Origin of the sequence: Corynebacterium anserum (assembly GCF_014262665.1) — a bacterium.
GTDB lineage: Bacteria > Actinomycetota > Actinomycetes > Mycobacteriales > Mycobacteriaceae > Corynebacterium > Corynebacterium anserum.
In genome coordinates this window covers 2,045,767-2,071,447 of record NZ_CP046883.1, presented here as the reverse complement: position 1 = coordinate 2,071,447, position 25,681 = coordinate 2,045,767, and the positions used below count along the sequence as shown (strand labels likewise).

Here is a 25,681-nt window from a genome sequence, read left to right as displayed (position 1 = left end):
GAGCTCGCGGCCGAGGCCTGCGGTTGACGTTCGACGCTTCAGCCTGCGGCGGAAGTCTGCGTCGGCAGGCTTTAACCGAACGACCGGAGCAGATCTTCAATGCTCTGCCGGAGCCCGTTGAGGTCCGGGTTAATCAGTGGAGGACGGTTATTGGGGGCAGGGCGGTTGCTATCGGGGTTGGAGCCCGTTCCTCCACCCGAAGGCCGCTGATTCTGATTGTTCCGTCCAGATCCTGCAGGTGGAGCGGGCGGATTAGTACCGCGGTTGTACTTCGGGTCGTAGTCAGGTAGCCGCGGGCCGCCATATGCGCCGATGGCCTGGTTAGAGGCGGAGAAGAATGTCATTGCAGGCTCGCGTCCACCGAAGAGGTCTCCGGTGCTGCATTGACGAACCGGGGCGGTACAGAGGCTTGATGCCTTTCCTTCATCATTGAAAATATAGGAGGTGCCAGCCCAGCCGGGGGTGAAGCCCAGGAATGCTGCGGAATAGTTGGTTTCGGTGGTTCCTGTTTTTGAAGATAGTGGCCCATTCCATCCGGTCTGAGCAGCGGCCGCCGATGCTGTACCCCGTGAAACGTCGGAGCCCATCGCATTGGCCAAGGCGTGGGCGATATCGGGTGCGAGAGCTTGTTCGCAGGGGGTCTTTTTCAATGGTACGGGCTGCCCATTTGCTGGCGTGACACTGAGAACCGGTAGTGGTTCACACCACCGTCCATTATCTGCGATGGAGGCCGCCACGTTGGTGAGCTCCACTGGGTTAACTGGGGTGGGACCCAGTACGAAGGAGCCCATGTTGTTGTCTTTGATGTAGTCAGCGAGAGAGGTGTCCTGGTTGTAACTGCCTTTTTCGGCGTAGGAGCGCAGCCCCAGCTTCACTGCTAGATCCACGCTGCGTTTCACCCCGACATCTTTCAGCATCTTCACGAAAGGTGTGTTTGGAGAGGTGGCCAGAGCTTCCTTGAGGGTCATCTGGCTCTTATAGGCGGACGCATTTTCCACACAGTATTTACCGGGTGGGCAGTTGTCTGCGCCGCCATTCCCCATCCCATCAATTTCCAGGCGGTGTGGTACGGCTAGCACAGTATCCAGCCCCATACCGTCCTGGATAGCCAGTGCTGCAGGGAAAATCTTAAAAATAGAACCGGCGCCGTGGCCCTGCAGGGAATGAGTCACTGGGTTGACGGTTTGATGCTTACTGGAATCAAGACCGTAGGTGCGGGAGGAGGCCATGGCCACCACTTCGTGCGCGTTGTTCCTTGGTGCAATGAAGTTGGTTGCTTCCGATACGCCGGGAGTCTCGGGGCTGACGTAGGTTGCGGAGGCCTCCTCTGCGGCCTTTTGCGCCACCGGATCCAGCGTGGTCTTGATGGTGTAGCCACCCGACGCCACGTCATCCTGATTGAGACCTTGCTTAGCGAGCCACTCCATGACGTAATCGCAGAAAAATCCAGATCCACCGGCTCCGATGCACCCATTAGGTAGCGTGCGTGGTTCCTTGAGCACTCCTAGAGGTTGTGCGGCAGCTTGGTCTGCGTCAGCCTGCGTGAGCGTTCCTGCGGCGACGCGTGCCTGGAGGACAGCGTTACGCCGGTCCTTTGCGCGATCCGGGTTGGTGTATGGATCCAGCGAGCTGGTTGATTGAACCACGCCGGCTAGAAACGCGGATTGAGCCGTGTTGAGTTTTTTTGCGGGAATGCCGAAGTATGTGCGGGCGGCCGCCTCAATCCCGTAAGCATTGTGGCCGAAGGAGATGAGGTTGAGATAGCGAGCAAGGATCTCCTCTTTCGACAACTTGTCATCTAAATCCCCAGCCATGCGTATTTCGCGGAGCTTGCGGGGGATGGAAGTTTCGATGGCTGCGCTGCGATCCTCATCGTCCTTAGCGTTGATAAGTAGAAGGTAATTCTTCACATATTGCTGGTTAATAGTGGAGGCGCCTTCGGAGACACCACCACTAGCAAAATTGGCTAAGACGGCGCGCAGGGTGCCTCGGATGTCCACACCATTGTGCTCATAGAAGCGGCGGTCTTCGATAGCGACGATGGAATCCTTCATCTCTTGCGAGATGTCACTAGGACTGACTTCATAGCGATGCTGTTTATAGATCCACGCGATGGGTTTTCCATTGCGGTCCGTGATGGTGGATGTCTGGGGAAGCTTGTCGTTTGCGGAAATGTCCTGCAAGTTTGAGTTCATTGTCTCCACGCTGGAGTTCACCATCCAAGCGCCTGCGGCAGCAAAGGGCGCCAGGGCGAGTGCACAGAGAAGGCCACCCGCGAGGATAGCGGCGAGAAGCTTCCCCACGGATGACAGCTGAGAATTACTTGCGGTGTTCACCTTGCTTACCCTAGCTGAGTCCTCAGACATGGAAGACATGAAAGAAAACATCGTTGATGGAGTGATGAAGATGGGTGAGGGGATGATGGATGGGCGAGATGTGAGGATGTGTTGTGGGGATGATGGATGGGCGAGATGTGAGGATGTGTTGTGGGGATAGGGAAATCACCGGTGTATGTAGGGGATGTGAGGAATCGCTTCAGTTCTAATCCTGCGGTGATAGCAGGATTAGAACTCATACTCCATCGGCCGCGATGGCGTTAGGGAAAACGCTGAGGAAAATTCTGCACGGGGGTGTGAGTTTTTCTACTGAAGGGGGAGTGTGCGGTGGCTGTCAGTGAAAGGTTGCTGGATGGTGACGGGAGCACGATGACGCATAGGCGCGTATATGGAGCACACAACGCTTTTGGCTAGGAAGCTAGTGTGACCTGTGTCATTGCTAGTGGTCTGTGGACTTCGGTGGGTTTTTCTTTGCGGAGAGTTTCCTGAGCTGAAAGTGGTGGGTAGATAATCTGCCTCAAGAGTGCACTTTTGTGTTATCTGCGTCACTTACCCCCGCAATGTGACGCACTCGACAGTTCTAAAAATTTGTGAATAAAATTACGTTCAATCGCAAAACCTATTGAGATCAGTCGCAAGGCTGTATTCGGAGGAAATTCACATGACTGCATCGCTCGCTCGACCTACTACACAGGCCGTTACGACTACCCGTCAGAAGCCAGAGCAGGTGACGCATCGTGAGTCCTTTAGTAACCGGGGGGAGTGGATCGCTAAAGCTCACTGCCGCACTGTTGATCCCGAAGAGCTCTTTGTAAAGGGAGCTGCGCAACGAAAAGCTGTGGCAATTTGCCGTCATTGTCCCGTTGTTTTGCAATGCCGTGCTGACGCACTGGATAACCGCGTCGAGTTTGGTGTCTGGGGTGGCATGACGGAGCGGCAGCGTCGCGCATTGTTGCGCAAGCACCCGGAGATCGAAAGCTGGGCAGACTTTTTCGCTGGCCAGCTCGAGGCGGCACAGTTACGCAAGAAGGCGGTTGCGCGCTAAACCATAGAGGAGCGGTACGGATTTTTCCGTATCGCTCCTTTGTGAGTTCGCCACGTTACACTTAGACGCATGACTAAATGGGAATACGTCACCGTGCCACTGCTCACCCACGCCACCAAGCAGATCCTGGATAACTGGGGTCAGGATGGTTGGGAACTTGTTTCCGTTCTACCTGGGCCGACCGGCGAACAGCATGTTGCCTACATGAAGAGGGAGCTTTAAAGAATGCATAGTGCTCGCCTAGAAGAGCTCGGTATTCAACTGCCCCCTGTGGCAGCGCCCGTTGCTGCCTATACACCAGCAGTTCGTTCGGGGAACCTGGTCTTCACATCGGGGCAGTTGCCCTTTGTCGAGGGCGCATTGCCGATGACCGGCAAGGTCGGGGCAGAAGTCACTGCTGAGCAGGGATATGATCTCGCGCGTATCGCGGCTCTTAATGCAGTTGCTGCAGTTGCTGATGTGGTTGGTGGGATCGACAATATTGAGCAGATCGTGAAAGTCACGGGTTTTGTGGCCTCTGCGCACAATTTTGGGGGACAACCCGGAGTGATTAATGGTTCCTCTGAGGTGTTGGTCGAGATTTTTGGTGACGCTGGGATCCATGCTCGTGCTGCTGTGGGAGTGGCTGAATTGCCTCTTGACGCGCCAGTTGAAGTGGAGATCATTGTCCGTGTGAAGGAATGCTCCTAGCGGATGCTGCTAAAATGCGTCTAGCTGGCGTGGCTTCGCAAATTCGGGGTTAGTTCCTAAAAATTTAGAGGGGTTAAACGGCGGAATACGTCGTAAAATGAGCCTTATGGAGCATCCTGCCTACAGTCAACTACGTCCCGTCACACCGAGCACTGGCGTTGTGCTGGCGCCGAACCCGAGTTACGGAGCCCTTGAGGGCACGAACTCCTGGGTGATCCGTGGAGAAAATGACAATGTGTGTGTTGTCGTCGACCCGGGTCCGCAGGATGAAGGTCACCTCAATGTGCTCAACAACAAGGCAACCACCGCTGGTAGCACGCCAGCTGAGATTGCCTTGGTTCTGCTCACTCACCGTCATTCTGACCATGCGGAAGGCGCTGAGCGTTTCCGCCAAATCACTGGAGCGCCGGTACGCGCCTTAGATGCCCAGTACTGCCTCGGCGCAGAGCCTCTCAAGGATGGGGAGATCATTTCTATTAAGGGTCTGACCCCGACCATCGAAGTCGTGCACACACCTGGTCATACGTCCGACTCTGTGTGTTTCTTCATCCACTCCAATGGCGGCTCGGATGATTCGGATCTGGAGGGTATCCTCACTGGTGATACCATCGCGGGGCGCCACACAACCATGATTTCCGAAACTGATGGTGACCTTGGCAAGTACATGCAGACTCTCGCCATGCTGAATGAGCGGGGGAAGAATGTCACCCTGTTGCCAGGGCACGGGCCAGATCTGCCGGATCTATCGGCAGTTGCTCAGAAGTACATCGACCGCCGTGAGCTGAGGCTCAAGCAGGTCAGTGAAGCACTGGCTGAGTTGGGTGAAGAAGCGTCGGTCAATGACATCGTTAACCATATTTACACGGACGTTGACCCAGTTCTTCGTTCCGCAGCAGAGCAGTCAACCCGCGTGACCTTGCGTTATTTGCAGGCCCAGAAGGGCTAGGCGCAACAGTGGTGAGCCCTCGGAGGGGATACCCTCGGAGGAGCAAGCCACTGTGTCCTCTGGATTGCCTCGCTGAGCTTTCGGGGTTTGCTCAGTGCAGAGGTTCCCCAGCGCACCCGTGCACCACCGGGTGCGCTTTGTTTTACCGTGCGCGTTTTGCCAGACGCTCAGTATCCGAGATCAGTACGGATTTGCCCTCGAGGCGTATCCAGCCACGGTGTGCGAACTCGGCCAATGCTTTATTAACCGTTTCGCGAGAGGCGCCTACCAGCTGCGCTATCTCTTCTTGAGTGAGATCGTGGTGAACCCGCAGCGCACTGCCCTCTTGAGTACCGAAGCGGTTGGCTAGCTGCAGCAAGGCCTTGGCTACGCGCCCCGGAACGTCAGTGAAAATGAGATCAGCCAGTGAATTGTTGGTGCGGCGTAGACGACGAGCCAGTACCCGCAGAAGCTGCTGGGGGATCTCCGGGTGGGTGCTGATCCACTGTTGCAGCATGGTGGAATCCATCGTGGCAGCGGTGACCTCTGTCACGCAGATTGCGGAAGAGGTACGTGGCCCCGGGTCGAATATCGACAACTCGCCGAACATGTCAGATGGACCCATGACGGTCAGTAGGTTTTCCCGACCATCAACGGAGTGGCGTGCCAACTTTACTTTGCCGCTGACAATGATGTACAGGCGGTCACCGGGTTCGCCCTCGTCGAAGATGGTGGTGCCTCGCGGGAACTTCACGGTGTCCAGTTGCTCGATCAGGTTGCGGACGGCGGTTGGGTCCACGCCCTGGAAGATTCCTGCTCGGGACAGGATCTCAGATACTTCAGACATCGGGTTAACTTTCACTCTCGCTTCAGGCCACGTTGGGGTTATGAACCCACGCTGGGGTTACGAGCGCTGCGTGCGCGCTTGTTTCTCGGTTTAGTTTACATTTCCGCAGTGGCTGTTTACTTTACATTTTCGCCGTGGCTTAGAACACAAAACATCCACTTTGCTCAGAGAATCTCAGGAGGTTTGTAGGTTTGCCTCAGGAGAGTGGGACGATCGTGTCTCGTTGCCGGGTTAAGGTGGTGAGCATGTCCAGCACGAGTACTCCAAAACTCCCGCGTCCTGGTAGTCACATCGCTGCGAAAGGTAAGGAAACCCCACTGGGGCGAACCCGCCGCGCACGGAGAATTGACCGCCTCCTTAAGGAGGCTTACCCAGATGCGCACGCCGAGTTGGACTTCACCAATCCGCTGGAGCTGTTAGTAGCAACCGTGCTATCTGCCCAGTGTACCGATGTTCGTGTGAATATGGTCACACCAGCTTTGTTTGCGAAGTATCCGACGGCTCTCGCCTACGCCGAGGCGAACCAAGATGAGCTTGAAGAGATGATCCGTCCCACTGGTTTTTATAAAGCCAAAGCTAAGTCAATTCTGGGAATCACGAATGCTTTGGTGGATAAGCATGGTGGGGAAGTGCCCGGGCGCCTCGAGGATCTGGTGGCACTTCCCGGGGTGGGGCGTAAGACTGCCAATGTAGTTTTGGGCAATGCCTTCGGTATTCCGGGTATCACCGTGGACACTCATCTGGGTCGCCTGGTGCGGCGCTGGAAATACACCGAACAGGAAGACCCGGTGAAGGTGGAGGCAGAGCTCATGCCGCTCATTGAACGTACAGAGTGGACGATGTTCTCCCACCGCACCATTTTCCACGGACGTCGTGTCTGCCATTCGCGCACAGCTGCGTGTGGAGCATGCCTCTTGGCTAAACAGTGTCCGAGCTTTGGCTATGCGGGACCAGCTGACCCTCTGGAGGCTGCGAAACTCATTAAGTCCCCGGACCGTGATCATTTGCTACGTTTAGCTGGCTTTGATCCTGAGGAAGCGTAGGTGGACAATGGCAACCATGCCCACAGACCACGACCGTACACGCATCGTCATCGTTACTCTTACCGTGATTATTGGCCTTGCTGTGGCCGTGGTACCGATTGTTGCATCTGTTTTCTCCGATCCTGCGCCGGTCACGCGTAGTTCCGGATCCACGGAGAGCCCTGAGATTACTGCCGACGCCACCTCTGCCGACCAGCAGCTCAACAGCACTCATGCCGTGGATTGCCCGGAGCCGGCGAATAAGGCAACGGCGGCGTCGACTTTGAGTAAAGACGCCGAACTAGCCAACGTCCACCTTCCATGCCTGACCAACGGTGGGAAGCAGAGCCGAGTGAGCCTCGCCGAGCAGTGGGCAGGCAAACCAACGGTGGTTAACGTTTGGGCCTGGTGGTGCGCACCATGCCGTGCCGAACTTCCGATCGTGCAGCAGCTCGCGCAGAATAACCCACAGTGGAACGTAGTTGGTGTGCATCTCGACCCGAAAGGACAAGCGGGAATCGACCTGCTGCAGGAGCTTGGAGCAACTCACCTTGCCAGCTACCAAGATTCGCAACACGTTTTCGATTCGGCCACTTCCATACCGAAGGTGGTGCCCGTGACGATTGTGTATAGGCCGGACGGCACTCGCGCTGAACTCTTCGCCCGAACCTTCGATAATGTCCAAGAGATGCAACATCTTATAGCCACGTCGCTGGGAGACTAGCCATGAATACGTACACACAAGAACAATGGCTGGCCGAAATTGCTCACCAGCCCCCGTTACCTACCGAAGTGCCCGTGTGGCTGCAGCACTTCGTTCGCAATGTGCGCCGGGGTACGATTCATGACCTCATCAACGACCGTGCGCGTCGCGTCCCCGAAAAAAATAAGGAAGGCAAAGCCCCCCGCTACTCCGCGGTGTTGGTGCTTATCAGCGGAGACTCCCTTTACATCCCCACCGACGATGCGCCTTTTCCGGAAGATGCCACCCTATTACTAACCCATCGTGCCCCGAGCATGCGTACCCATTCCGGGCAGGTGGCGTTTCCGGGTGGCAGGCGCGAAGACCAAGACAACAGCCCAATCCATACCGCTATGAGGGAAGCACAAGAAGAAACCGGACTCGACCCAGACGGAGTGCAACCCCTCGCTCTCCTAGACCCCATATACATCGACCGCACTAATTTTGCTGTCATCCCAGTGCTGGCTTATTGGGAGAAACCGATGAAAGTTTACCCAGCAAGCCCAGAAAATGACTGGGTTGCGCCGGTTCCCATCGCCAACCTAGTAGACCCGAAATACCGCTACCGCGTGGCCTTTATGCAATGGGAAGGCCCGGCGTTTAACGTGCAGGGGATGGTTTTATGGGGTTTCACCGGCACCGTTGTGACAGCACTGCTACAGTGCGCTGGTTGGGAAAAGCCATGGGACAAGGGAAAAGAACCCGTGGAACTGTTCGACGCATTGAAACGATCGCAGAATAAGGAAGCACTAGGGGACCTGGCTAGCGGATTCACCGCAGCGGGACCGGAAGGAGGAGCGCCGTGAGCGGTTCGCTGCTAATCGATGCCTTGTTAATTATCGCCGCAATTTACGCAATGACCACGGGTTACCGCCAGGGTGGTTTCGCAGCCATACTCGCGCTCATCGGCGTACTGCTCGGTGGTTACCTAGGGGTGCAGATCCTACCCCACTCGGTTCCCTTCGCTGCCGAGAAACTTGGCAACACCAACGGGGTGCGCTTTGTTGCTGCGCTCGTGACGGTATTGCTGAGTGTGCTCATATGCTTTGGAATTGGTTCGCGCCTCGGTCAGAGGTTACGCGACCAGATCCGCACAAAATCTCTGCTGAAAGTGGAGTCTTTGGTGGGCATGGTAGTGCTTTCGATCACCACCATGATCGTGGCATGGCTCATCCTCGTGCCCTTGGCCAACGGTGATACCTCAGATTTTGGAAAATCTGTCCGGGATTCCAAGGTACTGGCAGCAGTAGGACGGTTCTCGCCCGATTGGGTCAAGAACCTTCCTAACCAAACCACGGCAATGATCCACGCCGACGGCTTCCCCGTGATCATCGACCCCTTTGAGACGGTGCCCAACCGGGAGGTTCCGGTTCCAGACCCGGCATTGCAGAATTCCAGTGTGGTTCAGCAAACTCGTTCCAGCATCGTCCACGTGGTGGGGGAGGCGGAGCAGTGCCGTCGACTACTACAGGGCACGGGCTTTGCCCTCACCCCGGACATCGTCATGACCAATGCACATGTGGTGGCCGGAACTGATGCCGTTGCGCTAAAGACTACTGACGGGCAGAAAAACGCCACCGTCACCTACTACAACCCGCAGGAGGATATCGCCCTACTGAAGGTTGATGACGGACACTTCACACCTCTGGCATGGGCTGAGAACGTAGGTGAACCGGGCGATAATGCCGTTGTTCTAGGTTTTCCTGAGGGCGGTCCGTTCCGAGCCACCCCAGCCCGTATCCGTGACCGGTTTACCATTAGCGGTCCGAATATCTACGCGGATGCCCGTGTAGATCGCGAGGCTTACTCGCTGCGTTCCAACGTGGTGCAAGGGAACTCCGGCGGGCCGCTGATCAATGAACGGGGTGAGGTGCTGGGGCTCATTTTTGGTGCAGATATGAACCAGAAAGAGACCGGCTACGCGTTGACACGTGAAGAAGTCATGAGCCACGTGGGTGATCTAGAATCTCACACCAGTCCGGTAGGAACTGAAGGGTGTGTACTGAACTAGCGCCACTATTCAAAGCCTTTTTGGTTAAGAGCTGGAGCAGAAGACATCCATTCCAGCAGTATCCTCGCCACTGCTGGCGCATCCTCTACATGGGGATAATGGCCGACACCATAAAGGAGCACTGCCCGTGAATGCGGCGAAGAGCTGCGAGCGATTGATCGCTGCGTGACTTTCGAGACATAGCCGGGATCCATGCTGCCTTCGATAGCCAAAACGGGAGCAGCGATCTGTTTGGGGAACGTGCGCTCGAAAAGCAGTCCCTCGACGCGCCAGTGCATACGGAAAAGCCAGCGCTGGTATTCACTAGCCAGGTGCGCTACTTTATCCACCTGAATAGCATCCCGACGCCGACGGGCATGGTCCTTGTACGCCTGCGTGTCACGGAATCCAGGCGCACACGATTGACGGAATATTCTTTCGGCGAGGGCTGCGTCATGTTTCACCAGACGAGACTCAGGGAGGCGGGGGAGTTGAGCGCTAACGATTCGCCGCGTCCGGTGCCAATTCATCACCGGATTGCGACGGATAAAGGAAAGCTGAACAAGCGGATGTGCCGAGGAAAGAGTCACCACACCGCGCACGCGTTCCGGTTCATGAGAGGCGAGAGTCCAACCCACCAGGCCGCCGTAACCGTGGCCGACAACGAGGGCATCGGTATATCCCAAACCACGGATCACGCCTGCCATGTCGCTGGCCGCGGTGGTGAGGTCATAACCGCGTGGAGTCTTATCCGATTTTCCATAGCCGCGCAGGTCAACCGCAGCGACGCGGAGAGGCTTATCAGCTAGTTCCTCCATGAGGAGTTCAAAATCGAAACTGCCACCGCCAAAGCCGTGGATCAACAACACTAAGGGTGCATTGCGGGGGCCTTGAACCTTGGCAAAAATACGCACGCCGCGGGAGTGAATGAACACTGCGTCCGGGGCGTGCGTGGAATTATCTGCTGTCACTGGTAGGAAGTGGACGTTGTGGGGACTCGGTGGGAGCCCGAGCCCTTAGGAGTAGAGGCCACCATCGGTGGCGGCTACAGAGTTGGACTTCTTGCTGTTCTTGGAAGGAACAATACCCTTCAATTCATTGACAGACTCGATGGTCTTTTCTGGCTTTTTAATGGCCTTTACTTGCTTCAGGCCGACCAAAGCGAGAATTGCCACCAGCAACAGCATGATGAGGAAAACGATGAGGAAAGCCAGCCAACGAGGCAGGAAGGAGCTGAAGGCTTCGGCAATAGTGAAGAATAAGAAGAAGGAGCTGTAGGCCAGGATCACTGCGGCAGCTGCGAAAAGCCCGCCACCGATTCCGGCTTTCTTTGCTGAGGCTGTGACCTCAGTCTTGGCCAGCTCGATCTCAGAGCGCACCAGGGAGGAAATTTGTGCGGATGCGTCCTTCACCAAGTCACCGATGCTGCCCTGACCCTGGGCGTGGGAATCCACGTCGGATAGAGGGATGGCGTTGACCTGCGGGTTAAAGCTGTCGCGGTCAGTGTACAGACCGTCGTTGTCGTTCTTGCTCACGTAAAAACTCCCGGGAAAATCAGTTATCTAGCAGATTGACTCCTCCTAGTTTGCCATGCCAGCGCAATTAATGCGCGAAAGGGTGATTTATTGTGGTGTTTATGTCTGATGCGCAACGTATTTCTGACCCCTTGGAACCCTTGGCTCATCTTCCCGGGGTGGAGGACGCCGTGGCTCAAGCCAACGATTACATTGCTCGGGTTCACCGACACCCGGCGAATTTACGCGGATGGGATGTGACGGGTGCTGAGTCTGTGTTGCGTGGGGCGCGTGCGTCGGCGCAGTTAGATGGTGGTACTCCGCGGCTACCGGAAGATGGTCACGTGGATGACCCGATCCTCGCTGGTGCTCTCAGAGCCGCTGAATTGCTAGCGCCGGATGGTGTGGCGGAAACTCAGAGCACATGGCGCCGCGCACCGTTGCAGATTATGGCGCGGATTAATTCTGTAGCTAGCCCCCGGATGTCCGATGAGGGGTTTCGCCGGAAGGCGGCTCAGAGTTCCGAGTTTCTAGTTCCCGGTCGCCCTCAACGGCAGACAGATCGCCGTTTGCAGTTGCTGGGACGGCTCATCACGGGTGGAACTAAGGTGAACTCGGTGGTGTTATCGGCAGTTATTCATGGTGAGCTACTCACCCTTGAACCTTTTGCCGACGCCAATGGTGTCACCGCCCGCGCCTGCTCGCGTTTAGCGACTATCTCTGGTGGTTTGGATCCGCGAGGCCTCGGCGTGCCGGAAGTGTGGTGGAACCGGCATCGGGATGAATACAGGGCGAAGGCTCAGAGATTTGCCGAAGGCACGCCTGAAGGTGTGGCTGAATGGATTTGCTTCCATGCTACTGGGCTCGCTGAAGGATCCTTGGAAGCCAAGTCCATCGCTGATGCAAAGTAGTTGCTGTGCCGCTGATGCAAAGTAGTTGCTGTGCGGGAGCTACGCGAGGGCACGCTGGGTTTTGCCGTCCTGAGTTGAGGTGCTCCAGCTTGTGTTTCTCTAGCGAATGTTGCGGAGTCTTCTAGGTATCGTCATCTCGAGACTTGAACCATAGGGTGAGACCGGTAGCGACTACACCCAGTAGAGCGAGGGTCGCCCCAGCTCCTGCCAGCACAGCTCCTTGAGGGAATAGAGGTTCTGGCTTTTCGAAGTGGCTGATGGGCATTCCGCTGTCCGTGGCATGTTTGCGAAGAGGGCGATCTGGATTGACGGCGGTGGGATGTCCCACAAGATTCAGCATCGGTAAGTCCGTAAAAGAATCCGAGTAAGCGAAGCTTTCATCTAGGTTATAGTGCAGCTTCTCTGCAAGTTCCCTGATGCGTTCGACTTTAGAGTCCCCCTTGTTGAAGTGCACCACTTCGCCCGTAAACAGGCCATCGACTACCTCTAGCTCGGTGGCAATGAGGTGATCGGCGCCCAATTCGCGAGCAATTGGTTCCACCATGACGGAAGGAGATGCGGTAACGATGGCAATGTGATGTCCCTGTTGCCGATGCTGCTCAATGAGATCGCGAGCTTCGGCGTAGATATATGGTGTGATGACTTCTTGCAGGGCATCTTGTGCGACGCTGCGAACCGCGGATTCCTCGCGCCCTCGAATCATTCGTAGCAGGGCATCCTTGGTTGCATTCATGTTTTCTTCGGTGTGCCCGTTGAGCATGTAGTTACCTAGGTGAGCCATCATCCGCAGTACTTCTGGCGTGCCGATGAGACCACGCTCGGCCATGGGTTTTCCATAGGCCATGGAAGCGCTGGTATCGATGATGGTCTTGTCGAGGTCGAAAATCGCGAGAATCGCCTCGTGGCCCTGTCGTTGAGTCACACAACCAGTCTAGGCATCAGGAGTCACATTTGTCACTACAGTAACAGTGGTTGCTGTTTTTGCTAGTTATCCACAGGCTCCAGAACTATTTTCTCCTGAACCGGTGGGCTTATCCACAGGACATAATGCCCCCTAGTGGTGTGATGTAGGGAATGAGAGAGTGAAGCCATGCGAAAACTACGGGGATTATCACTACAGGGAGAGAAAAACTCACATCGTGGGAAGGCTGTAGTCCGGCCCATCATTATCGATATTGAAGATCCCGCATTGCTGGAAGAGGCGCGTCTCGTTGCATCCGTAACGCGGCGTGAGATCGTCACCGTGCCCGCAGCACAACGGCATACGGACGCAACTGGCGGCGAGTATTCACCTACCGTCGCGCAGAAACTCAAAGAAAAACTGAGCGAACGACCCACGGGACGAGCTGGAGTCATTCTCTTGACTGATCGCGACACCGAGTTATGCAAGCTCAACGGTGTTCGTGTGTGCCGAGTTGATCTCATGGAACCAGGCCTTCTGAATGGAGGGAGCGTGGATCTGGCGGAACAGATCGGTGTAGATGACCCACTGCGTATTGCTGTGATTGGCGGACACGGAGGTGCAGGCACTTCGATCTTTGCGGCAGGATTGGCTGCAGCGTTAGGCAATGCAACGAGCCGTGATGCGTTGCTGATTGATGGAGATCCCCTCTCCCAGGGGTTGAATACAGTGTTGGGGATTGAGAATCAACCAGGATGGTATTCAGACGACGTAGCAGAACATGCCAGCGAGCAAGAGATACTGCAAAACTGTCCAGAACTGGATGGCATTCACGTGTTATCGCGCTTTAGCGCGGGATACATGAATCAACGGGTGCAACAGCCAGAGCTAAGTGTGGCTGAATTGAGTGCGGCCATGCCGCGAACAGTGCTGGTGATAGATTGCGGTAGGAGCCTTCCCGGATCAGAACAATGGGAACGGAAGTGGGGAGGCATTGAGCCTGACGAGGTAGTGATTGTTAGCGCGATGACGGTATCTGGTTTAGCCGGTGCCAAAGATGCGCGCTACTGCGTAGAAGACGCAGGGTGGGGCACAGGCTTTCATGTCATTCGCCAGATACCTCACGCAGCAACAACTGCCACCATGGCCATGGTTTTACTGGGCCAGCGCCCAACGTGCGAATGGAATATAGATGCAGACATGGTGTGTGACCTAGACCGAGGAGCGCTCAGTCTACAGCGGGGTAGTTTGTCCAAGGCTGCGCGCGCTATCGCCGATGCCATTGTGGATTCCCAAACTAATCACGTCGTGAACCTGAGCGACATTCTGGGCGAAAGAAATGTCGCATGAGTGTCCGCACCACAATAAAGAAATACTTTGGAGCGAGTGCATATCAAAACCTTGGAGCATCACGGTACTCAGCGAAATTCACCACAGAAGATAAAAGTGGTGTCCTCGGCACGGAGTTGTCCGTGGGAGGCGCTGATTCGTTAAAAGATAAGGTCGGCGATGAGCCGTTGACAGACCTCATTCGTCTCGAACTGGCGCGTCGGGGAACCGTTGAACCGCAATTGGAAGACATCACTGATGCGTTAAGCAGTTTGCACGATACGCACCCCGGCTCCGGCAGTGCTTCATACGGCAAAACCCAACCAGTTCACAGTGGTGTCGGGGACAGTGCGTTATTGGAACGAGCGCGCCAAATTGAAAAAGATCTGTCAGGGCTTGGTCCCGTCATTGATTGGTTAAGCGAACCACAAGTCACCGATGTGCTGATTAATCCCAATGGAGATGTTGCGGTGGATCGCGGTGCAGGAGTAGAAATCTGTGCCCGACGGCAATTTACTCCGGGGCAATTGAGGCACCTGGCGGTCAATCTGGCGGCGCAATGTGGTTCACGTCTGGATGATGCATGTCCGTTTGCAGATGGCATTCTCACCAAACTTCCTCACGGTGTGTGGGCCGACGGTATCCGTGTGCACGTAGCGTTATCTCCACCGATCTGGGGAGGAGCTAGCGTGTCCCTGCGTGTTCTCACCCGAGGTATGCACAGTCTCGAAGCCCTAGTTCAGTCAGGCTTCGCCGCGCCAGATGTGGAAAAAGCATTAAGGGCAATCGTGGCGTCGAGGAAGAATATCCTCATCAGTGGAGGGACAGGAACGGGAAAAACTACCCTGCTCGCCGCTTTGATGGAATGCTTCCGCCCCAGCGAACGCACAATTGTGGTGGAGGATACATCCGAGCTTATGCCCACGCACGCACACATCCTCAAGATGCAAACGCGGCGCGCTAATGCCGAAGGTAAAGGTGCCATCGACATGCGCGAACTCATTAAACAAAGCCTGCGCATGCGTCCGGACAGAATTGTGGTTGGCGAAGTGCGGGGAGCCGAAATCTCTGACTTACTCGTCGCATTCAATACTGGTCATGCTGGTAGTGCAGGAACTCTACATGCTAATAGTGCCCAGGCAGTGCCTGGTCGGCTACTGGCGCTAGGGGCTATGGCGGGAATGACAGAGCAGGCAGTCGCTTATCAAGCAGTAGATGGTATCGATTACCTCCTCCATGTCGAACGTAATTCGCAGGGGAGGCATGTGGCTCAGATTAGCACCTTAGAACGAGAGGGCAGAGAAATGAGAGTGCAGCCGCTGTGGCCAGAGGACAGTACTAGACGCTGGACAGAATTTTTAGAAACAATGGTGCCTACACATGCATCCCATGCCCCGCCACTATCTGTAGGGGGAGGCTCATGATGAACGCAGTGGTGTGGGCAGGGGTGGTGGCCATGTTGCTTGGGACTGCGACTGTAGTTATTCGCCGCATTATCGACATGGCACGCGGAGCGCAGCAGATTGAGCACATACGTGACTTTGTGGATGCAGTAGCACGCGAAGTATGGGCTGGAGCACATATCGAAACCGCGGTGGAACATGCTACGGAATTCATGGATGATGCGGAACTCGTTGATAACGTCACTGTAAGTTTGAGCCGAGTTCGGCTAGGAGAACCCGTGGATGCTGTAGCGGACAATGCTCAGCCGCCAATGGACCGCTTTTACCGTCTATGGGCAATGTCTCATACACGCGGATTGGGCCTCGCGGAACTATCTGAACGCTACGTAGATGACCTCGACGCTCAGATCGCATGCAGACAAAAAGCGCGCAGCGCGATGGCAGGTGCTCGACTAACCATGATCATTCTTTTAAGCATGCCAATTGGTGCTGTAATACTTGGTCAATCCATGGGTATGGGATGCGCTACATTATTGCTGTTTAGCCCGTTAGGCAACGCGTTACTTCTGGTTGGAACCACGTTAGCTTGTGGGGGCATGCTTTGGGTTGAAGTTCTCACAGTGACAGTTCTCGGCGGTGTGGGTGGCAGGGCAGGGCCTCGGCAGAACGATGCTGAAGAAAATCCATTAGATGCTGCAAGATGTTGCGACGTTTTCGCTGGCGCACTCGATGCTGGATTACCGACAGGTGAGGCCTGGTCGGTAGCAGCGCACGGCACATCGGAAGAAAAACAACTGGTATCCGCGCTTCTAGCATTGGGGGCAGGGGAAAGAGCATGGGATGGCCTAGCCAGGGACCCGCACTATGGTCCGGTCGCTCGTCAGGCATCGCAGCAAGCCAGGTCAGGTACGGTGCTATCCCACGGTGCACGTATACAAGCGGCACGTCTACGCAGACTTGCCGCGGACCAGACACAAGCTGGTGCGGAGAGAGTGCTAGTAGTGATTGCCGCACCACTGACGCTGTGTTTTCTGCCAGCTTTTGTACTTGTGGGATTAATCCCATTGGTCATAGGCCTGGCGGGAATATAAAAGACAAAACCGAGATGTTGACGAATGCGAACGTTGACATCGAAAAGCATCTGCATGTCACGGATGCTTCATACTAGGAGGGGATTTTTTATGACATTGACTAATCATTCAGAACAGACGGCTGGGGTAAGTCCGCTGACGCAGGCGATGCACTACGCCAACCGGGGTCAGACGTGGCTTTCAGAAGTCATGGCCAAAATTGTGCAGCAAATTTCAGCTCATTACGAGGATGAACGGGGTATGTCCACCATTGAATACGCGTTGGGATGCGTGGCAGCCGCTGCGTTAGGCGCCCTGCTTTACACGGTGGTGACTTCCGATTCGGTGGAAAATGCACTAAGCGGTATCTTTGAGCGCGCCTTGAACGAGGGAGGTTAAAAGGTGAACACCGTCGAAGCCAGCATGGTGTTCACAGCGCTGGCAGCCACGGTTGGCATACTTCTCGGCGGCTTTAGCACTGTCGCCACGCGTTCGACGGTGGAGTCTCTTGCCCGGGATGCGGCACGAATTGAGGCTCTCGGGGGTGACGGTGCGGCGTATGTCCGAACCCGAAGTCCCGAAGCGAGAGTAGGAAAACAGGCCGTTAATATTGCAGGTCAGCAGGCTATAGAAGTTCGAGTGAGCCACAAAGCAGTGATGTTTGATGTAACAGCTCACGCTACCGTGATCGCCGAGCCGAGCCAATAATTCAAGATGGTAGCTAGGAAGAACAGTGAGCACAGTTTTCGGCGTTTCATGCGTCTTGTCCGTCATCGCTGTGGCAGGGACAGTTGCTATGGGCACTGAACTACTTCTCCATGAACAACGAGCTGAGGTAGCAGCTGATATTGCAGCGATCTCAGCGGCAACTGCGCACGCCTACGGTAATGGTGAGGCGTGCGTGGTGGCGGAATCCTTTGTACACGCCAATGGTGCCCACATGGATGATTGCAGAGTTGATGGAGACGATGTCAGCGTCAATGTAACGGTAGGTATTCGACACGCCCACGCGGTCGCCGGACCCGTCGAGTAACGGGGAATGCACGTACCTAGGTGTCTACTGAGTTTTACGCACAAGCTACACCACGGAGGAACCGGAGATGGAGGACGTCGGTGGTTTTTGTGTAAAAATCTCGTGCAGGAATGGGGTGGAGTCCTTCATGGAGGCAAGCACCGTCCCACTGTGATCAGTGGGATACCAGTGGACGTCTACGCGGAGATTCCGTTTCTTGGCGTCACCGATGAACTGGTGAGCCACATGTCGGAGTTCAAGACCACCCCGATGGGAGAGGGCACATCGATATCTGTGAGACCGTGACCAAGAAATACAGGTTTGTCATAACCACTCGTGGGAGTCGACATAAAATCTCGAAGGGCGGTGGCTAAACCAGGAACATCGCGCAAAGGCTTGCGGAACGCACGGGCGACATTCACGCCCTTAACCACGGCTGCTGTTTGATCGTTGCAGGACTTCTTGGCTGCGGCAATCATCTGGCGACCTTCATCCGTCAGCGCAGAATTTAGGTCAACTTCGGGATGAGCTTCCTGAAACGCAGCAAGGATATATAGCGAATATACGGACAGTCCACTTGGGAGGGGAACGGGTGGGAAAGTAGGCCCTGCGGCTAGGACGATTTCCTCAATGTATGCAGGTGCTCCAGTGGCAACTGCACCTCGGTAATCGAGACCAGCATCGGCGCTGCGTTTTGTAGCGCTGAGAGCAACGTGCAACGCGCTGCCGCCGCCTTGGGATTGCCCGATGACTGCCCACTTTTTGCTGAGCTCTTGTCCTTCCTCTAGCTCGCGAGAAGCAATGACGGAATCCACCACATTAGCCGCGTTGACCTTTCCATTGAGATAGCTATGCATACCGGGAGAGCCAAGTCCAACATAGTCCGTCGCTACGATCGCATAGCCTTCCTCAAGCCAGTGGATTAAGTACTTGTGGTCGCGTTCTCCCTGAGGATTCATACTTGGCGTGCACTGGTCCCCCAAACCCACAGTGCCGTGTGCCCACGCCAGTACTGGCCAGCCTCCCTTGGGAGCTGGTCCTTTGGGGAGAAACAAGCTCGCTGTCGATGCCGCCACCTCGCCGTGTTGATTTACCGTGGAGTATGAAAAACGTTGTTGAACAGCGGCGGAACTTAAGCCAACGGATGGGTCTAAAGAAACCTCGTTCATGGCTTTGCCCGTCTCTGCTGGAGGGGTTCCCACCACCAGCCCAGAATCCACGGGAGTACCGCCATAGTCCGGTAGAGGGTGAGGAGCCTCACCCAAATCCACTGCGGACGCAGGGGTGACGTCCGCAAATGATCCGATAACGTCCGACGACTGGGCATGAGCCGGAGCAGCTTCAGCGGCCAGACTTCCACCCACTAATGCCACCGATCCGAGAAACGCTACGGCATGACGTAGCGATGACGCACTGGTTTTAACCCTGGTGGTTAAGGCAGTTTTAAGGCAAGAAAAAGGTAAAAGAGTCACGAGTAGCCTCCACAATGTTCTAAGTGAAAACTATATGTTCTCTGCACCGCTGAATGCACGTTTTTGCTTTTCATGTCGCAGCGTATACATCTACTGCGCACATCTATGCCGCGTATCTCATCCGCGTATCTCATCCGCGGTCTGGGGTACACACTCACCTCATGTCGTACTGCACGCATCTGCCAGCATGCGGAGGATTGATACAGCTCCTGCCTTAAACAACGGCTCGTTGCCATTGCCGCATTTGGGGGACTGGATACAGGAAGGGCAGCCCGATTCGCATTCACAGGATTCCACGGCATCAGCTGTAGCTTTCATCCATGCTCCAAATGTGTGAAAACCTCGTTCGGAAAACCCTGCACCACCGGTGTAACCGTCGTAGACAAAGATCGTAGGAAGCCCCGTGTCTGCGTGATGCACCGTGGAGACACCCCCAATATCCCAGCGATCACAAGTCGCAAATAAAGGGAGTAGGCCAATAGCTGCATGCTCTGCCGCGTGTAATGCGCCGGGCCATGTCGGTTCCACCAACCCAAGATCGAGAAGCACGTCCGGTTCTATGGTGTAGGCCACGGCGCGGGTGAACAGTCTCACTGGCGGAGCTTCTAACGGAACAGTCTCAAGGATTTCGCCACTCGGCAGTCGCTTCACGAAGGAGTGCACTTTGTGCGAAACTTCGACGTCCACGTCAGCGAGCCAGACGCCATCCATGAGTTTGCGCGTGGATCTTGTTCGGCGAAGCTGGATATCCGTGTCCCGACGTACGCGAGTGGTGTATTCGGGCATGTCGGCGTGAACCCAGGCCACCGCCTCGTCAAGGTTCAGCTCATCCACAACATACGTCTCAGATTGGTGCATGTAGACAGCCCCGGTGTGGACATCGCTTACGGCACGGCTGGCATCCACAGTGCCGAGTACCCGCCCGTCGTTCTTGTCCACAATCACCACATGTTCGGCCGCGCCGCCTCTTACCGTGATGCGCGCATGGACATGAGCCGCAGTCTGTAAATTTGCAAAGATGCCCCGGGGTCGGCGTTTCAGGGAGCCCTGACTCAGCAGATCCTGCACGACTTTTTCTCCGCCCCAGCTGCTCACTTCTGCGTCGGATAGGGGCTTCTCAGCGGCGGCACAGACGAGATGGTCGGCTAATACGTATGGATTAGAGGGGTCGAAAACTGTGTTCTCTACTGGTTTTTCCAATAACGCCTCGGGGTGATGCACCAGGTAGGTATCCATTGGGTCATCAGCGCCGATGAAGAGGACAAGCGAACCTTGGCCTCGCCGACCGGCGCGTCCAGCCTGTTGCCGAAAACTAGCGATCGTTCCCGGAAAACCGCAGCTCAATACGGTATCGAGCCCGCCTACATCAATACCTAATTCCAACGCATTGGTACTGGCCATTCCCAACAGTTCACCCTCGTCGAGCTGCCGTTCCAATTTACGTCGATCCTCAGGGGTGTAACCAGCTCGGTATGCCGCAACGCGCCGGGAATCGTCAGGTCGTCCCATCGCCCCTAGTTGTTCGGCGGCGCCCATCGCTACTACTTCCGCACCTCGGCGCGAACGCACGAAGGTCAGAGTTCGCGCACCTGCTGCGATGATCCTGCCCATGATCTCTGCGGCCTCTGTGTTGGCCGCACGTCGTACCGGAGCACCGTGTTCGCCCGTGGCATCAGGAAGGAATCCCGGTTCCCATAAGGCAATCGTCCTCTCCCCGGAGGGAGAGCCGTCTTTCGTTACCGCCACGATGTCCCGGCGACCGCTTAATCGCTGTGCATGTGCTGCAGGGTCAACGCTCGTTGCCGATGCAAATATCACCACCGGGGGGTGGGTTGCCAGTCGTAGCAATCTTCTCATTACAAGCGAGGTGTGGGCCCCAAATACACCTCGATACACGTGGCATTCGTCCACAATCACGTATTTCAGGGTTTTGAGCAGGCGTGTCCAAGCACTCGGATTTCCCAAGATGGAGGCATGCAGCATGTCAGGGTTAGTGACGATGATCCGTGCTTGCTCCCGGATGATCCGACGAGTCTCGGTGGGAGTATCGCCGTCGTAGGTGGCGACCATGATGTTTTTCAGCGCATGTGTCTCCGCGCACATCCTCGCTAGAGACGCCCGTTGGTCCTGGGCGAGAGCTTTTGTTGGTGAGATATATAGCGCTGTGGCGGAGCTATGGGCGTCGGAGGCTAGGGCGGAGAGGACTGGAAGCTGATAACCCAAACTTTTTCCGGAGGCGGTAGACGTTGCCACGATGACATCCTGACCGTTCCAGGCATGCTCGGCAGTGGCTATTTGATGACACCAGGGGTGGGTAATGCCTTCGTTGGCTAAGAAGGCTATGAGATCCGGATGGACCCAATCTGGCCATTGCGCCGGGATGGAACTGCGCGCTGGTTCATGCCGAACATGGGTCAGTGTGCTGCGAGGCATGGCGGCGACCAGGGAATCGAGTAGTTCGTCACCGAAGGTAGGGCGTGGGCTGGAAGAGCAGGTGGTCATGGTGTGTTAAGGGTGGGAGTTGCTGTGTACGGAGAGGTATCACGGACATGGAAGAGCGGGGGTTATGATAATTACAGCAGCTTAATCGACGCCTGAGACTGAAGGTTATCGGCAGATTATCGACGCACAGGAACCTCTGTTGGCAGCGCTCTCACCAGCCCAAAAGGGTGCTCTTTAAGACTTATTTTTACTTTCCTTCCCTAAAATGTTGTGAACCGTGGCACACTGGTGGCTAATCGCATATATAAGGAGCAGACATGGCACAGGGAACCGTGAAGTGGTTCAACGCGGAGAAGGGCTTTGGCTTTATCGCCCCAGATGATGGCTCTAAGGATATTTTTGTTCACTACTCAGAGATCAAAGGTAGTGGCTTCCGCACTCTGGAAGAGGATCAGAAGGTGGAGTTCGAGGTGGGTGAATCCGACAAGGGGCTTCAGGCACAAAATGTCGTGGCACTGTAGAGCCTAGTGGCAAAGTGAGTGCACCCTCGGGAATGCACCCTCTCCCCGCCACGGCTGCGCATCGGTTAAAGTGCAGCGTCGTGGCGGTTTTTCATGAGCGTTGTGAGGGGTATGTGGTGGCGTCGACAGGGGAGAAAACAGCGCCCGACACCACACCGGATTAGTGATGATTAACGGTGGGTTATGTAGAGTCCCTTAGAACTGGTGATATAAACCATTTTGGTGAGCGACCACGCTGTGCAGAGATGACCACTCTGTGTAGAGATAGTCATGCTGTACAGAAGTAGAGATAGTTGTGCTGTGCAGAGATGACCGCCCGTGTAGTGACGGTCACCCTGCGCAACACGCAACTTCGTATAGAGAGCAAGAATTAAGGAAGAGTGATCCACGCCCATGGCACAAAATGACGTGAAACGTCTGGTGATCGTTGAGTCCGCAACGAAGGCAAAGAAGATTGCTCCGTACCTTGGCCCTAACTACATCGTGGAAGCATCGGTGGGCCACATTCGTGATCTGCCGCGCGGGGCTGCCGATGTTCCAGCGAAATACAAGAAAGAACCATGGGCTCGCCTCGGTGTAAACGTGGATTCTGATTTCCAACCTCTCTACGTGGTCAGCCCGGACAAGAAGAAGAAGGTCGCTGACCTTAAAGCCAAGCTCAAGCAAGTGGATGAGCTGTACCTCGCGACTGACCCCGACCGTGAAGGCGAAGCTATTGCCTGGCACTTGTTGGAAGTGCTGAAGCCGAAAGTCCCTGTGCGCCGCATGGTATTCCACGAGATCACTAAGCCGGCTATTCTCGCTGCGGCGGAAGATACTCGTGAGCTGGACTACGACCTGGTGGATGCGCAAGAGGCGCGGCGCGTGTTGGATCGCCTCTATGGCTACGAAGTCTCGCCCGTGTTGTGGAAGAAAGTCATGCCGCGTCTATCAGCAGGTCGCGTGCAATCAGTGGCGACTCGAGTGATCGTTGAACGTGAGCGCGAGCGTATGGCTTTCGTCTCCGCGGAGTACTGGGATCTCACGGCTCAGATGTATGTGCCGGAGGGACAGCCGGACAACTTCGCGGCGAAATTGGCGAGTGTGGATGGCAAGAAGATCGCCCAGGGACGTGATTTTGGTGACGACGGTACGCTCAAGGGTGAGGCTTTGGTTCTGGATGAGGAGCGTGCGCGCGACCTCGCCGATGGCCTGATCGGAACCTCCATGCAGGTCACGAGTGTGGAGGAGAAGCCGTACACCCGCCGGCCTTATCCACCGTTTATGACGTCCACCCTGCAGCAGGAGGCCGGCCGTAAGCTTCGTTTTACTTCGGAACGAACGATGCGCATCGCTCAGCGTTTGTACGAAAACGGTCACATCACCTATATGCGTACGGATTCCACGACCTTATCGAAGGCGGGTATCGACGCCGCTCGGAAGCAAGCTCGCGAGCTCTATGGTGACAAGTATGTGGCAGATGCTCCGCGCCAATACAACCGCAAGGTGAAGAATTCCCAGGAGGCTCACGAAGCGATTCGCCCAGCGGGTGAGGAGTTCGCAACGCCGGGTCAGCTGTCTAGTCAATTGGATGCTGAAGAGTTCAAACTCTATGAGTTGATCTGGCAACGCACTGTTTCCTCGCAGATGGCTGATGCACGTGGTACGTCGATGAAGGTCACGGTGTCCGGCGCGGCAGCAGGGGGAGAGGTATGTGAGTTCACCGCGACGGGCCGTACAGTGACTTTCCAGGGCTTCCTGAAGGCATATGTTGAGGTTTCGCAGCTCTCCGATGGTCGTGATGTGGCTGACAATGCGGAGAAGCGCCTTCCAGTGCTGGCCAAAGGCGATGACTTGTCCGCTTCTGATGTGACGGCTGATGGGCATGCCACCACCCCTCCTGCTCGCTACAACGAAGCTAGTTTGGTGAAGCGGATGGAGGAGTTAGGCATTGGTCGCCCGTCCACTTACGCCTCCATCATTCGCACTATCCAGGATCGTGGTTACGTGTTCTCACGCGGCAATGCTCTCGTGCCGTCGTGGGTGGCGTTTGCTGTAGTTGGTTTGTTGGAGCAGAATTTCGGTTCTCTGGTGGACTATGATTTCACCTCCGCGATGGAGGATGAGCTGGATGCGATCGCGGAGGGGCGAGAGTCACGCGCCGAGTGGCTGAAGGGTTTCTACTTTGGTGACACGAGCTCTGATGCGGCAGGCGTGGGTAAGGAAGTTCACCGGCTCGGCGGCCTCAAGAATATTGTGGGCGACAACCTGGAACAGATAGATGCTCGCCGTGTGAACTCGCTGCATCTTTTTGACGATGCCAATGGCATCCCGATCGTGGTCCGAGTTGGCCGCTATGGTCCGTACTTGGAACGCATACTTCCCCCTGAAGACGGCGGTGAGCCTGAGGTTCAGCGTGCTAATTTGCCGGAGTCAATGACTCCTGACGAGTTGTCTGTGGACGTGGCAGAAAAGCTTTTTGCGACGCCACAAAGTGGACGTGAGCTGGGCATTAACCCGGAGTCAGGTCGCATGATTGTCGCTCGTGAGGGACGTTATGGCCCCTATGTGACCGAGCTGCTGGGCGAGGACGAGGAGTCCCGGGTCGCCGCCGAGGCCGAAGCTATGTGGGAGGCTGAGCGCGATGAGTTGGATGCGCAACGCGCTGGGGAGGGGAAGAAACCCCTGTCGCGGGAGACTAAGACGGCTCAGAATCAAAAGGCGAAGCGCATCAAAGACATTGTGGAAGAAACGCTCAAGCCAAAAACCGCGAGCCTATTTTCTACGATGGAGCCGGCGACGGTCACTCTTGACGAGGCGTTGAAGTTGATGAGTTTGCCGCGTGAGGTGGGAGTGGATCCGTCCGATGGGGAACTCATTACGGCTCAGAATGGGCGGTATGGTCCGTATCTGAAGAAGGGTAATGATTCTCGGTCGTTGGCCAGCGAGGATCAGATCTTCTCTATCACTTTGGATGAGGCTCGACGCATTTATGCAGAACCTAAGCGCCGCGGTCGCGCGGCGGCGAAGCCTCCGCTGAAACAATTGGGCGACAACGATGTGTCCGGCAAGCCAATGTCGGTGAAGGACGGCCGTTTTGGGCCGTACGTCACCGACGGGGTGACGAATGCGTCGCTGCGTAAGGGTGATACGCCGGAGACGTTGACGGATGCTCGCGCAAACGAGTTGCTCTCGGAGCGTCGTGCCAAAGAGGCGGCAGACGGAGATCAGGAGGCGAAATCCAACCGTCAAGCTGGAAAGAAGGCCACCAAGAAGGCCACCAAGAAGGCCGCCAAGAAAGCCACGAAAAAGACCGCGGGAAAGACCACAAAGAAAGCTACGAAGAAGTCGGCTGGTCGAAATCTCACGACGCGGACGGTGAAAGCTACACGCGGTTAGAGGCGGACGACAGAGGTCCTACACCGTGAGATCTAGACGGTGAGGGCTACGCGCGATTCGATGTACGCACTCGATAGTGCAGGTACACCGAAATATTGGTGAAAATTTTTAGGGAATTCTGGCTAAGTCGG

24 protein-coding genes and 1 pseudogene are annotated in these 25,681 nt (G+C 55.8%); 18 read left to right on the top strand and 7 right to left on the bottom strand.

What is annotated here, in order from left to right:
• Nucleotides 1–71: 71 nt before the first annotated feature.
• Nucleotides 72–2,336 carry a transglycosylase domain-containing protein gene (locus GP473_RS08715; RefSeq protein WP_246394778.1) on the bottom strand — a complete coding sequence of 755 codons (2,265 nt, stop codon included), beginning with the start codon at nt 2,334–2,336 and terminating at the stop codon, nt 72–74.
• 37 nt (nt 2,337–2,373) lie between these two features.
• Between GP473_RS08715 and GP473_RS09580 the strand changes: the two genes are divergently transcribed.
• From GP473_RS09580 to GP473_RS08695, 5 genes are all read left to right on the top strand, one after another.
• Nucleotides 2,374–2,496 carry a hypothetical protein gene (locus tag GP473_RS09580; RefSeq protein WP_281381119.1) on the top strand — a complete coding sequence of 41 codons (123 nt, stop codon included), beginning with the start codon at nt 2,374–2,376 and terminating at the stop codon, nt 2,494–2,496.
• A gap of 501 nt (nt 2,497–2,997) precedes the next feature.
• On the top strand, nt 2,998–3,381 hold the full coding sequence (locus GP473_RS08710) for a WhiB family transcriptional regulator (protein WP_185770473.1): 384 nt from the start codon (nt 2,998–3,000) through the stop codon (nt 3,379–3,381).
• 69 nt (nt 3,382–3,450) lie between these two features.
• Nucleotides 3,451–3,603: a Sp36 family protein gene (sp36, locus tag GP473_RS08705; RefSeq protein WP_185770472.1), complete on the top strand. Its 153-nt coding sequence runs from the start codon at nt 3,451–3,453 to the stop codon at nt 3,601–3,603.
• Between the two features lie 3 nt (nt 3,604–3,606).
• Nucleotides 3,607–4,071, top strand: coding sequence for a RidA family protein (locus GP473_RS08700; protein ID WP_185770471.1), 465 nt, complete (start codon nt 3,607–3,609; stop codon nt 4,069–4,071).
• Nucleotides 4,072–4,177: 106 nt separating this feature from the next.
• Entirely contained in the window at nt 4,178–5,017 is an 840-nt protein-coding gene (locus GP473_RS08695; protein WP_185770470.1) for an MBL fold metallo-hydrolase, read from the top strand.
• Nucleotides 5,018–5,159: 142 nt separating this feature from the next.
• On the opposite strand, the gene glxR is transcribed toward GP473_RS08695, so the two are convergent.
• Complete coding sequence (gene glxR, locus GP473_RS08690) at nt 5,160–5,843, bottom strand: CRP-like cAMP-activated global transcriptional regulator GlxR (protein WP_185770469.1); 684 nt, start codon at nt 5,841–5,843, stop codon at nt 5,160–5,162.
• A 245-nt stretch (nt 5,844–6,088) separates the two neighbouring features.
• Between glxR and nth the strand changes: the two genes are divergently transcribed.
• From nth to GP473_RS08670, 4 genes are read left to right on the top strand one after another with little or no spacing between them, the layout of a single operon-like run.
• The gene (gene nth, locus GP473_RS08685) at nt 6,089–6,886 is read left to right on the top strand and encodes an endonuclease III (RefSeq protein WP_186276869.1); all 798 of its coding nucleotides are present in this window, start codon (nt 6,089–6,091) and stop codon (nt 6,884–6,886) included.
• A gap of 7 nt (nt 6,887–6,893) precedes the next feature.
• On the top strand, nt 6,894–7,589 hold the full coding sequence (locus tag GP473_RS08680; RefSeq protein ID WP_185770467.1) for a TlpA family protein disulfide reductase: 696 nt from the start codon (nt 6,894–6,896) through the stop codon (nt 7,587–7,589).
• Between the two features lie 2 nt (nt 7,590–7,591).
• Nucleotides 7,592–8,413: an NUDIX hydrolase gene (locus tag GP473_RS08675; RefSeq protein ID WP_185770466.1), complete on the top strand. Its 822-nt coding sequence runs from the start codon at nt 7,592–7,594 to the stop codon at nt 8,411–8,413.
• Nucleotides 8,410–9,618, top strand: a complete 1,209-nt coding sequence (locus GP473_RS08670) for a MarP family serine protease (RefSeq protein WP_185770465.1) — start codon at nt 8,410–8,412, stop codon at nt 9,616–9,618. The genes GP473_RS08675 and GP473_RS08670 overlap by 4 nt, the downstream gene beginning before the upstream one ends.
• Nucleotides 9,619–9,623: 5 nt before the next feature.
• On the opposite strand, the gene GP473_RS08665 is transcribed toward GP473_RS08670, so the two are convergent.
• Together GP473_RS08665 and GP473_RS08660 are read right to left on the bottom strand one after the other, a co-directional pair.
• Nucleotides 9,624–10,568 carry an alpha/beta hydrolase gene (locus GP473_RS08665; RefSeq protein ID WP_246394777.1) on the bottom strand — a complete coding sequence of 315 codons (945 nt, stop codon included), beginning with the start codon at nt 10,566–10,568 and terminating at the stop codon, nt 9,624–9,626.
• A 45-nt stretch (nt 10,569–10,613) separates the two neighbouring features.
• Complete coding sequence (locus GP473_RS08660) at nt 10,614–11,132, bottom strand: phage holin family protein (protein ID WP_185770464.1); 519 nt, start codon at nt 11,130–11,132, stop codon at nt 10,614–10,616.
• Nucleotides 11,133–11,233: 101 nt separating this feature from the next.
• Here GP473_RS08660 and GP473_RS08655 point away from each other — a divergent pair, with 101 nt between their 5' ends.
• Complete coding sequence (locus tag GP473_RS08655; protein ID WP_221891940.1) at nt 11,234–12,022, top strand: Fic family protein; 789 nt, start codon at nt 11,234–11,236, stop codon at nt 12,020–12,022.
• Nucleotides 12,023–12,143: 121 nt separating this feature from the next.
• Here GP473_RS08655 and GP473_RS08650 read toward each other — a convergent pair whose 3' ends face one another.
• The gene (locus GP473_RS08650) at nt 12,144–12,944 is read right to left on the bottom strand and encodes an HAD family hydrolase (protein WP_186276868.1); all 801 of its coding nucleotides are present in this window, start codon (nt 12,942–12,944) and stop codon (nt 12,144–12,146) included.
• A 168-nt stretch (nt 12,945–13,112) separates the two neighbouring features.
• On the opposite strand from GP473_RS08650, the gene GP473_RS08645 reads away from it, so the two are divergent.
• The 6 genes from GP473_RS08645 to GP473_RS08620 all read left to right on the top strand — a co-directional run bounded on the left by GP473_RS08645 (nt 13,113) and on the right by GP473_RS08620 (nt 17,758).
• Nucleotides 13,113–14,273 carry a CpaE-like family protein gene (locus GP473_RS08645; protein ID WP_186276867.1) on the top strand — a complete coding sequence of 387 codons (1,161 nt, stop codon included), beginning with the start codon at nt 13,113–13,115 and terminating at the stop codon, nt 14,271–14,273.
• Nucleotides 14,270–15,676: a TadA family conjugal transfer-associated ATPase gene (locus tag GP473_RS08640; RefSeq protein WP_186276866.1), complete on the top strand. Its 1,407-nt coding sequence runs from the start codon at nt 14,270–14,272 to the stop codon at nt 15,674–15,676. The genes GP473_RS08645 and GP473_RS08640 overlap by 4 nt, the downstream gene beginning before the upstream one ends.
• On the top strand, nt 15,673–16,746 hold the full coding sequence (locus GP473_RS08635; protein ID WP_186276865.1) for a type II secretion system F family protein: 1,074 nt from the start codon (nt 15,673–15,675) through the stop codon (nt 16,744–16,746). Before GP473_RS08640 ends, GP473_RS08635 begins: the two co-directional genes overlap by 4 nt.
• Nucleotides 16,747–16,836: 90 nt before the next feature.
• Nucleotides 16,837–17,124 carry a DUF4244 domain-containing protein gene (locus GP473_RS08630; protein ID WP_425488585.1) on the top strand — a complete coding sequence of 96 codons (288 nt, stop codon included), beginning with the start codon at nt 16,837–16,839 and terminating at the stop codon, nt 17,122–17,124.
• 3 nt (nt 17,125–17,127) lie between these two features.
• Nucleotides 17,128–17,433, top strand: a complete 306-nt coding sequence (locus tag GP473_RS08625; RefSeq protein WP_186276864.1) for a hypothetical protein — start codon at nt 17,128–17,130, stop codon at nt 17,431–17,433.
• A gap of 25 nt (nt 17,434–17,458) precedes the next feature.
• A complete protein-coding gene (locus tag GP473_RS08620) occupies nt 17,459–17,758 on the top strand; it encodes an Rv3654c family TadE-like protein (RefSeq protein WP_186276863.1) in 300 nt (99 codons plus the stop codon).
• A 45-nt stretch (nt 17,759–17,803) separates the two neighbouring features.
• On the opposite strand, the pseudogene GP473_RS08615 reads toward GP473_RS08620, so the two are convergent.
• Both GP473_RS08615 and GP473_RS08610 read right to left on the bottom strand, forming a co-directional pair.
• Nucleotides 17,804–19,209 (bottom strand): annotated as a pseudogene (locus tag GP473_RS08615) (lipase family protein).
• A 159-nt stretch (nt 19,210–19,368) separates the two neighbouring features.
• On the bottom strand, nt 19,369–21,711 hold the full coding sequence (locus GP473_RS08610) for a DEAD/DEAH box helicase (RefSeq protein ID WP_186276862.1): 2,343 nt from the start codon (nt 21,709–21,711) through the stop codon (nt 19,369–19,371).
• A gap of 257 nt (nt 21,712–21,968) precedes the next feature.
• On the opposite strand from GP473_RS08610, the gene GP473_RS08605 reads away from it, so the two are divergent.
• Both GP473_RS08605 and topA read left to right on the top strand, forming a co-directional pair.
• A complete protein-coding gene (locus GP473_RS08605) occupies nt 21,969–22,172 on the top strand; it encodes a cold-shock protein (protein WP_185770455.1) in 204 nt (67 codons plus the stop codon).
• Nucleotides 22,173–22,565: 393 nt separating this feature from the next.
• A complete protein-coding gene (gene topA / locus GP473_RS08600) occupies nt 22,566–25,550 on the top strand; it encodes a type I DNA topoisomerase (RefSeq protein WP_185770454.1) in 2,985 nt (994 codons plus the stop codon).
• Nucleotides 25,551–25,681 lie beyond the last annotated feature (131 nt).

Coding starts and splice junctions, on each gene's coding strand:
- GP473_RS09580 (WP_281381119.1), top strand. CDS start 2,374: ATGAAAGAAAACATCGTTGATGGAGTGATGAAGATGGGTGAGGGGATG.
- GP473_RS08710 (WP_185770473.1), top strand. CDS start 2,998: ATGACTGCATCGCTCGCTCGACCTACTACACAGGCCGTTACGACTACC.
- sp36 (WP_185770472.1), top strand. CDS start 3,451: ATGACTAAATGGGAATACGTCACCGTGCCACTGCTCACCCACGCCACC.
- GP473_RS08700 (WP_185770471.1), top strand. CDS start 3,607: ATGCATAGTGCTCGCCTAGAAGAGCTCGGTATTCAACTGCCCCCTGTG.
- GP473_RS08695 (WP_185770470.1), top strand. CDS start 4,178: ATGGAGCATCCTGCCTACAGTCAACTACGTCCCGTCACACCGAGCACT.
- glxR (WP_185770469.1), bottom strand. CDS start 5,843: ATGTCTGAAGTATCTGAGATCCTGTCCCGAGCAGGAATCTTCCAGGGC.
- nth (WP_186276869.1), top strand. CDS start 6,089: ATGTCCAGCACGAGTACTCCAAAACTCCCGCGTCCTGGTAGTCACATC.
- GP473_RS08680 (WP_185770467.1), top strand. CDS start 6,894: ATGGCAACCATGCCCACAGACCACGACCGTACACGCATCGTCATCGTT.
- GP473_RS08675 (WP_185770466.1), top strand. CDS start 7,592: ATGAATACGTACACACAAGAACAATGGCTGGCCGAAATTGCTCACCAG.
- GP473_RS08655 (WP_221891940.1), top strand. CDS start 11,234: ATGTCTGATGCGCAACGTATTTCTGACCCCTTGGAACCCTTGGCTCAT.
- GP473_RS08645 (WP_186276867.1), top strand. CDS start 13,113: ATGCGAAAACTACGGGGATTATCACTACAGGGAGAGAAAAACTCACAT.
- GP473_RS08640 (WP_186276866.1), top strand. CDS start 14,270: ATGAGTGTCCGCACCACAATAAAGAAATACTTTGGAGCGAGTGCATAT.
- GP473_RS08635 (WP_186276865.1), top strand. CDS start 15,673: ATGATGAACGCAGTGGTGTGGGCAGGGGTGGTGGCCATGTTGCTTGGG.
- GP473_RS08630 (WP_425488585.1), top strand. CDS start 16,837: ATGACATTGACTAATCATTCAGAACAGACGGCTGGGGTAAGTCCGCTG.
- GP473_RS08610 (WP_186276862.1), bottom strand. CDS start 21,711: ATGACCACCTGCTCTTCCAGCCCACGCCCTACCTTCGGTGACGAACTA.
- GP473_RS08605 (WP_185770455.1), top strand. CDS start 21,969: ATGGCACAGGGAACCGTGAAGTGGTTCAACGCGGAGAAGGGCTTTGGC.
- topA (WP_185770454.1), top strand. CDS start 22,566: ATGGCACAAAATGACGTGAAACGTCTGGTGATCGTTGAGTCCGCAACG.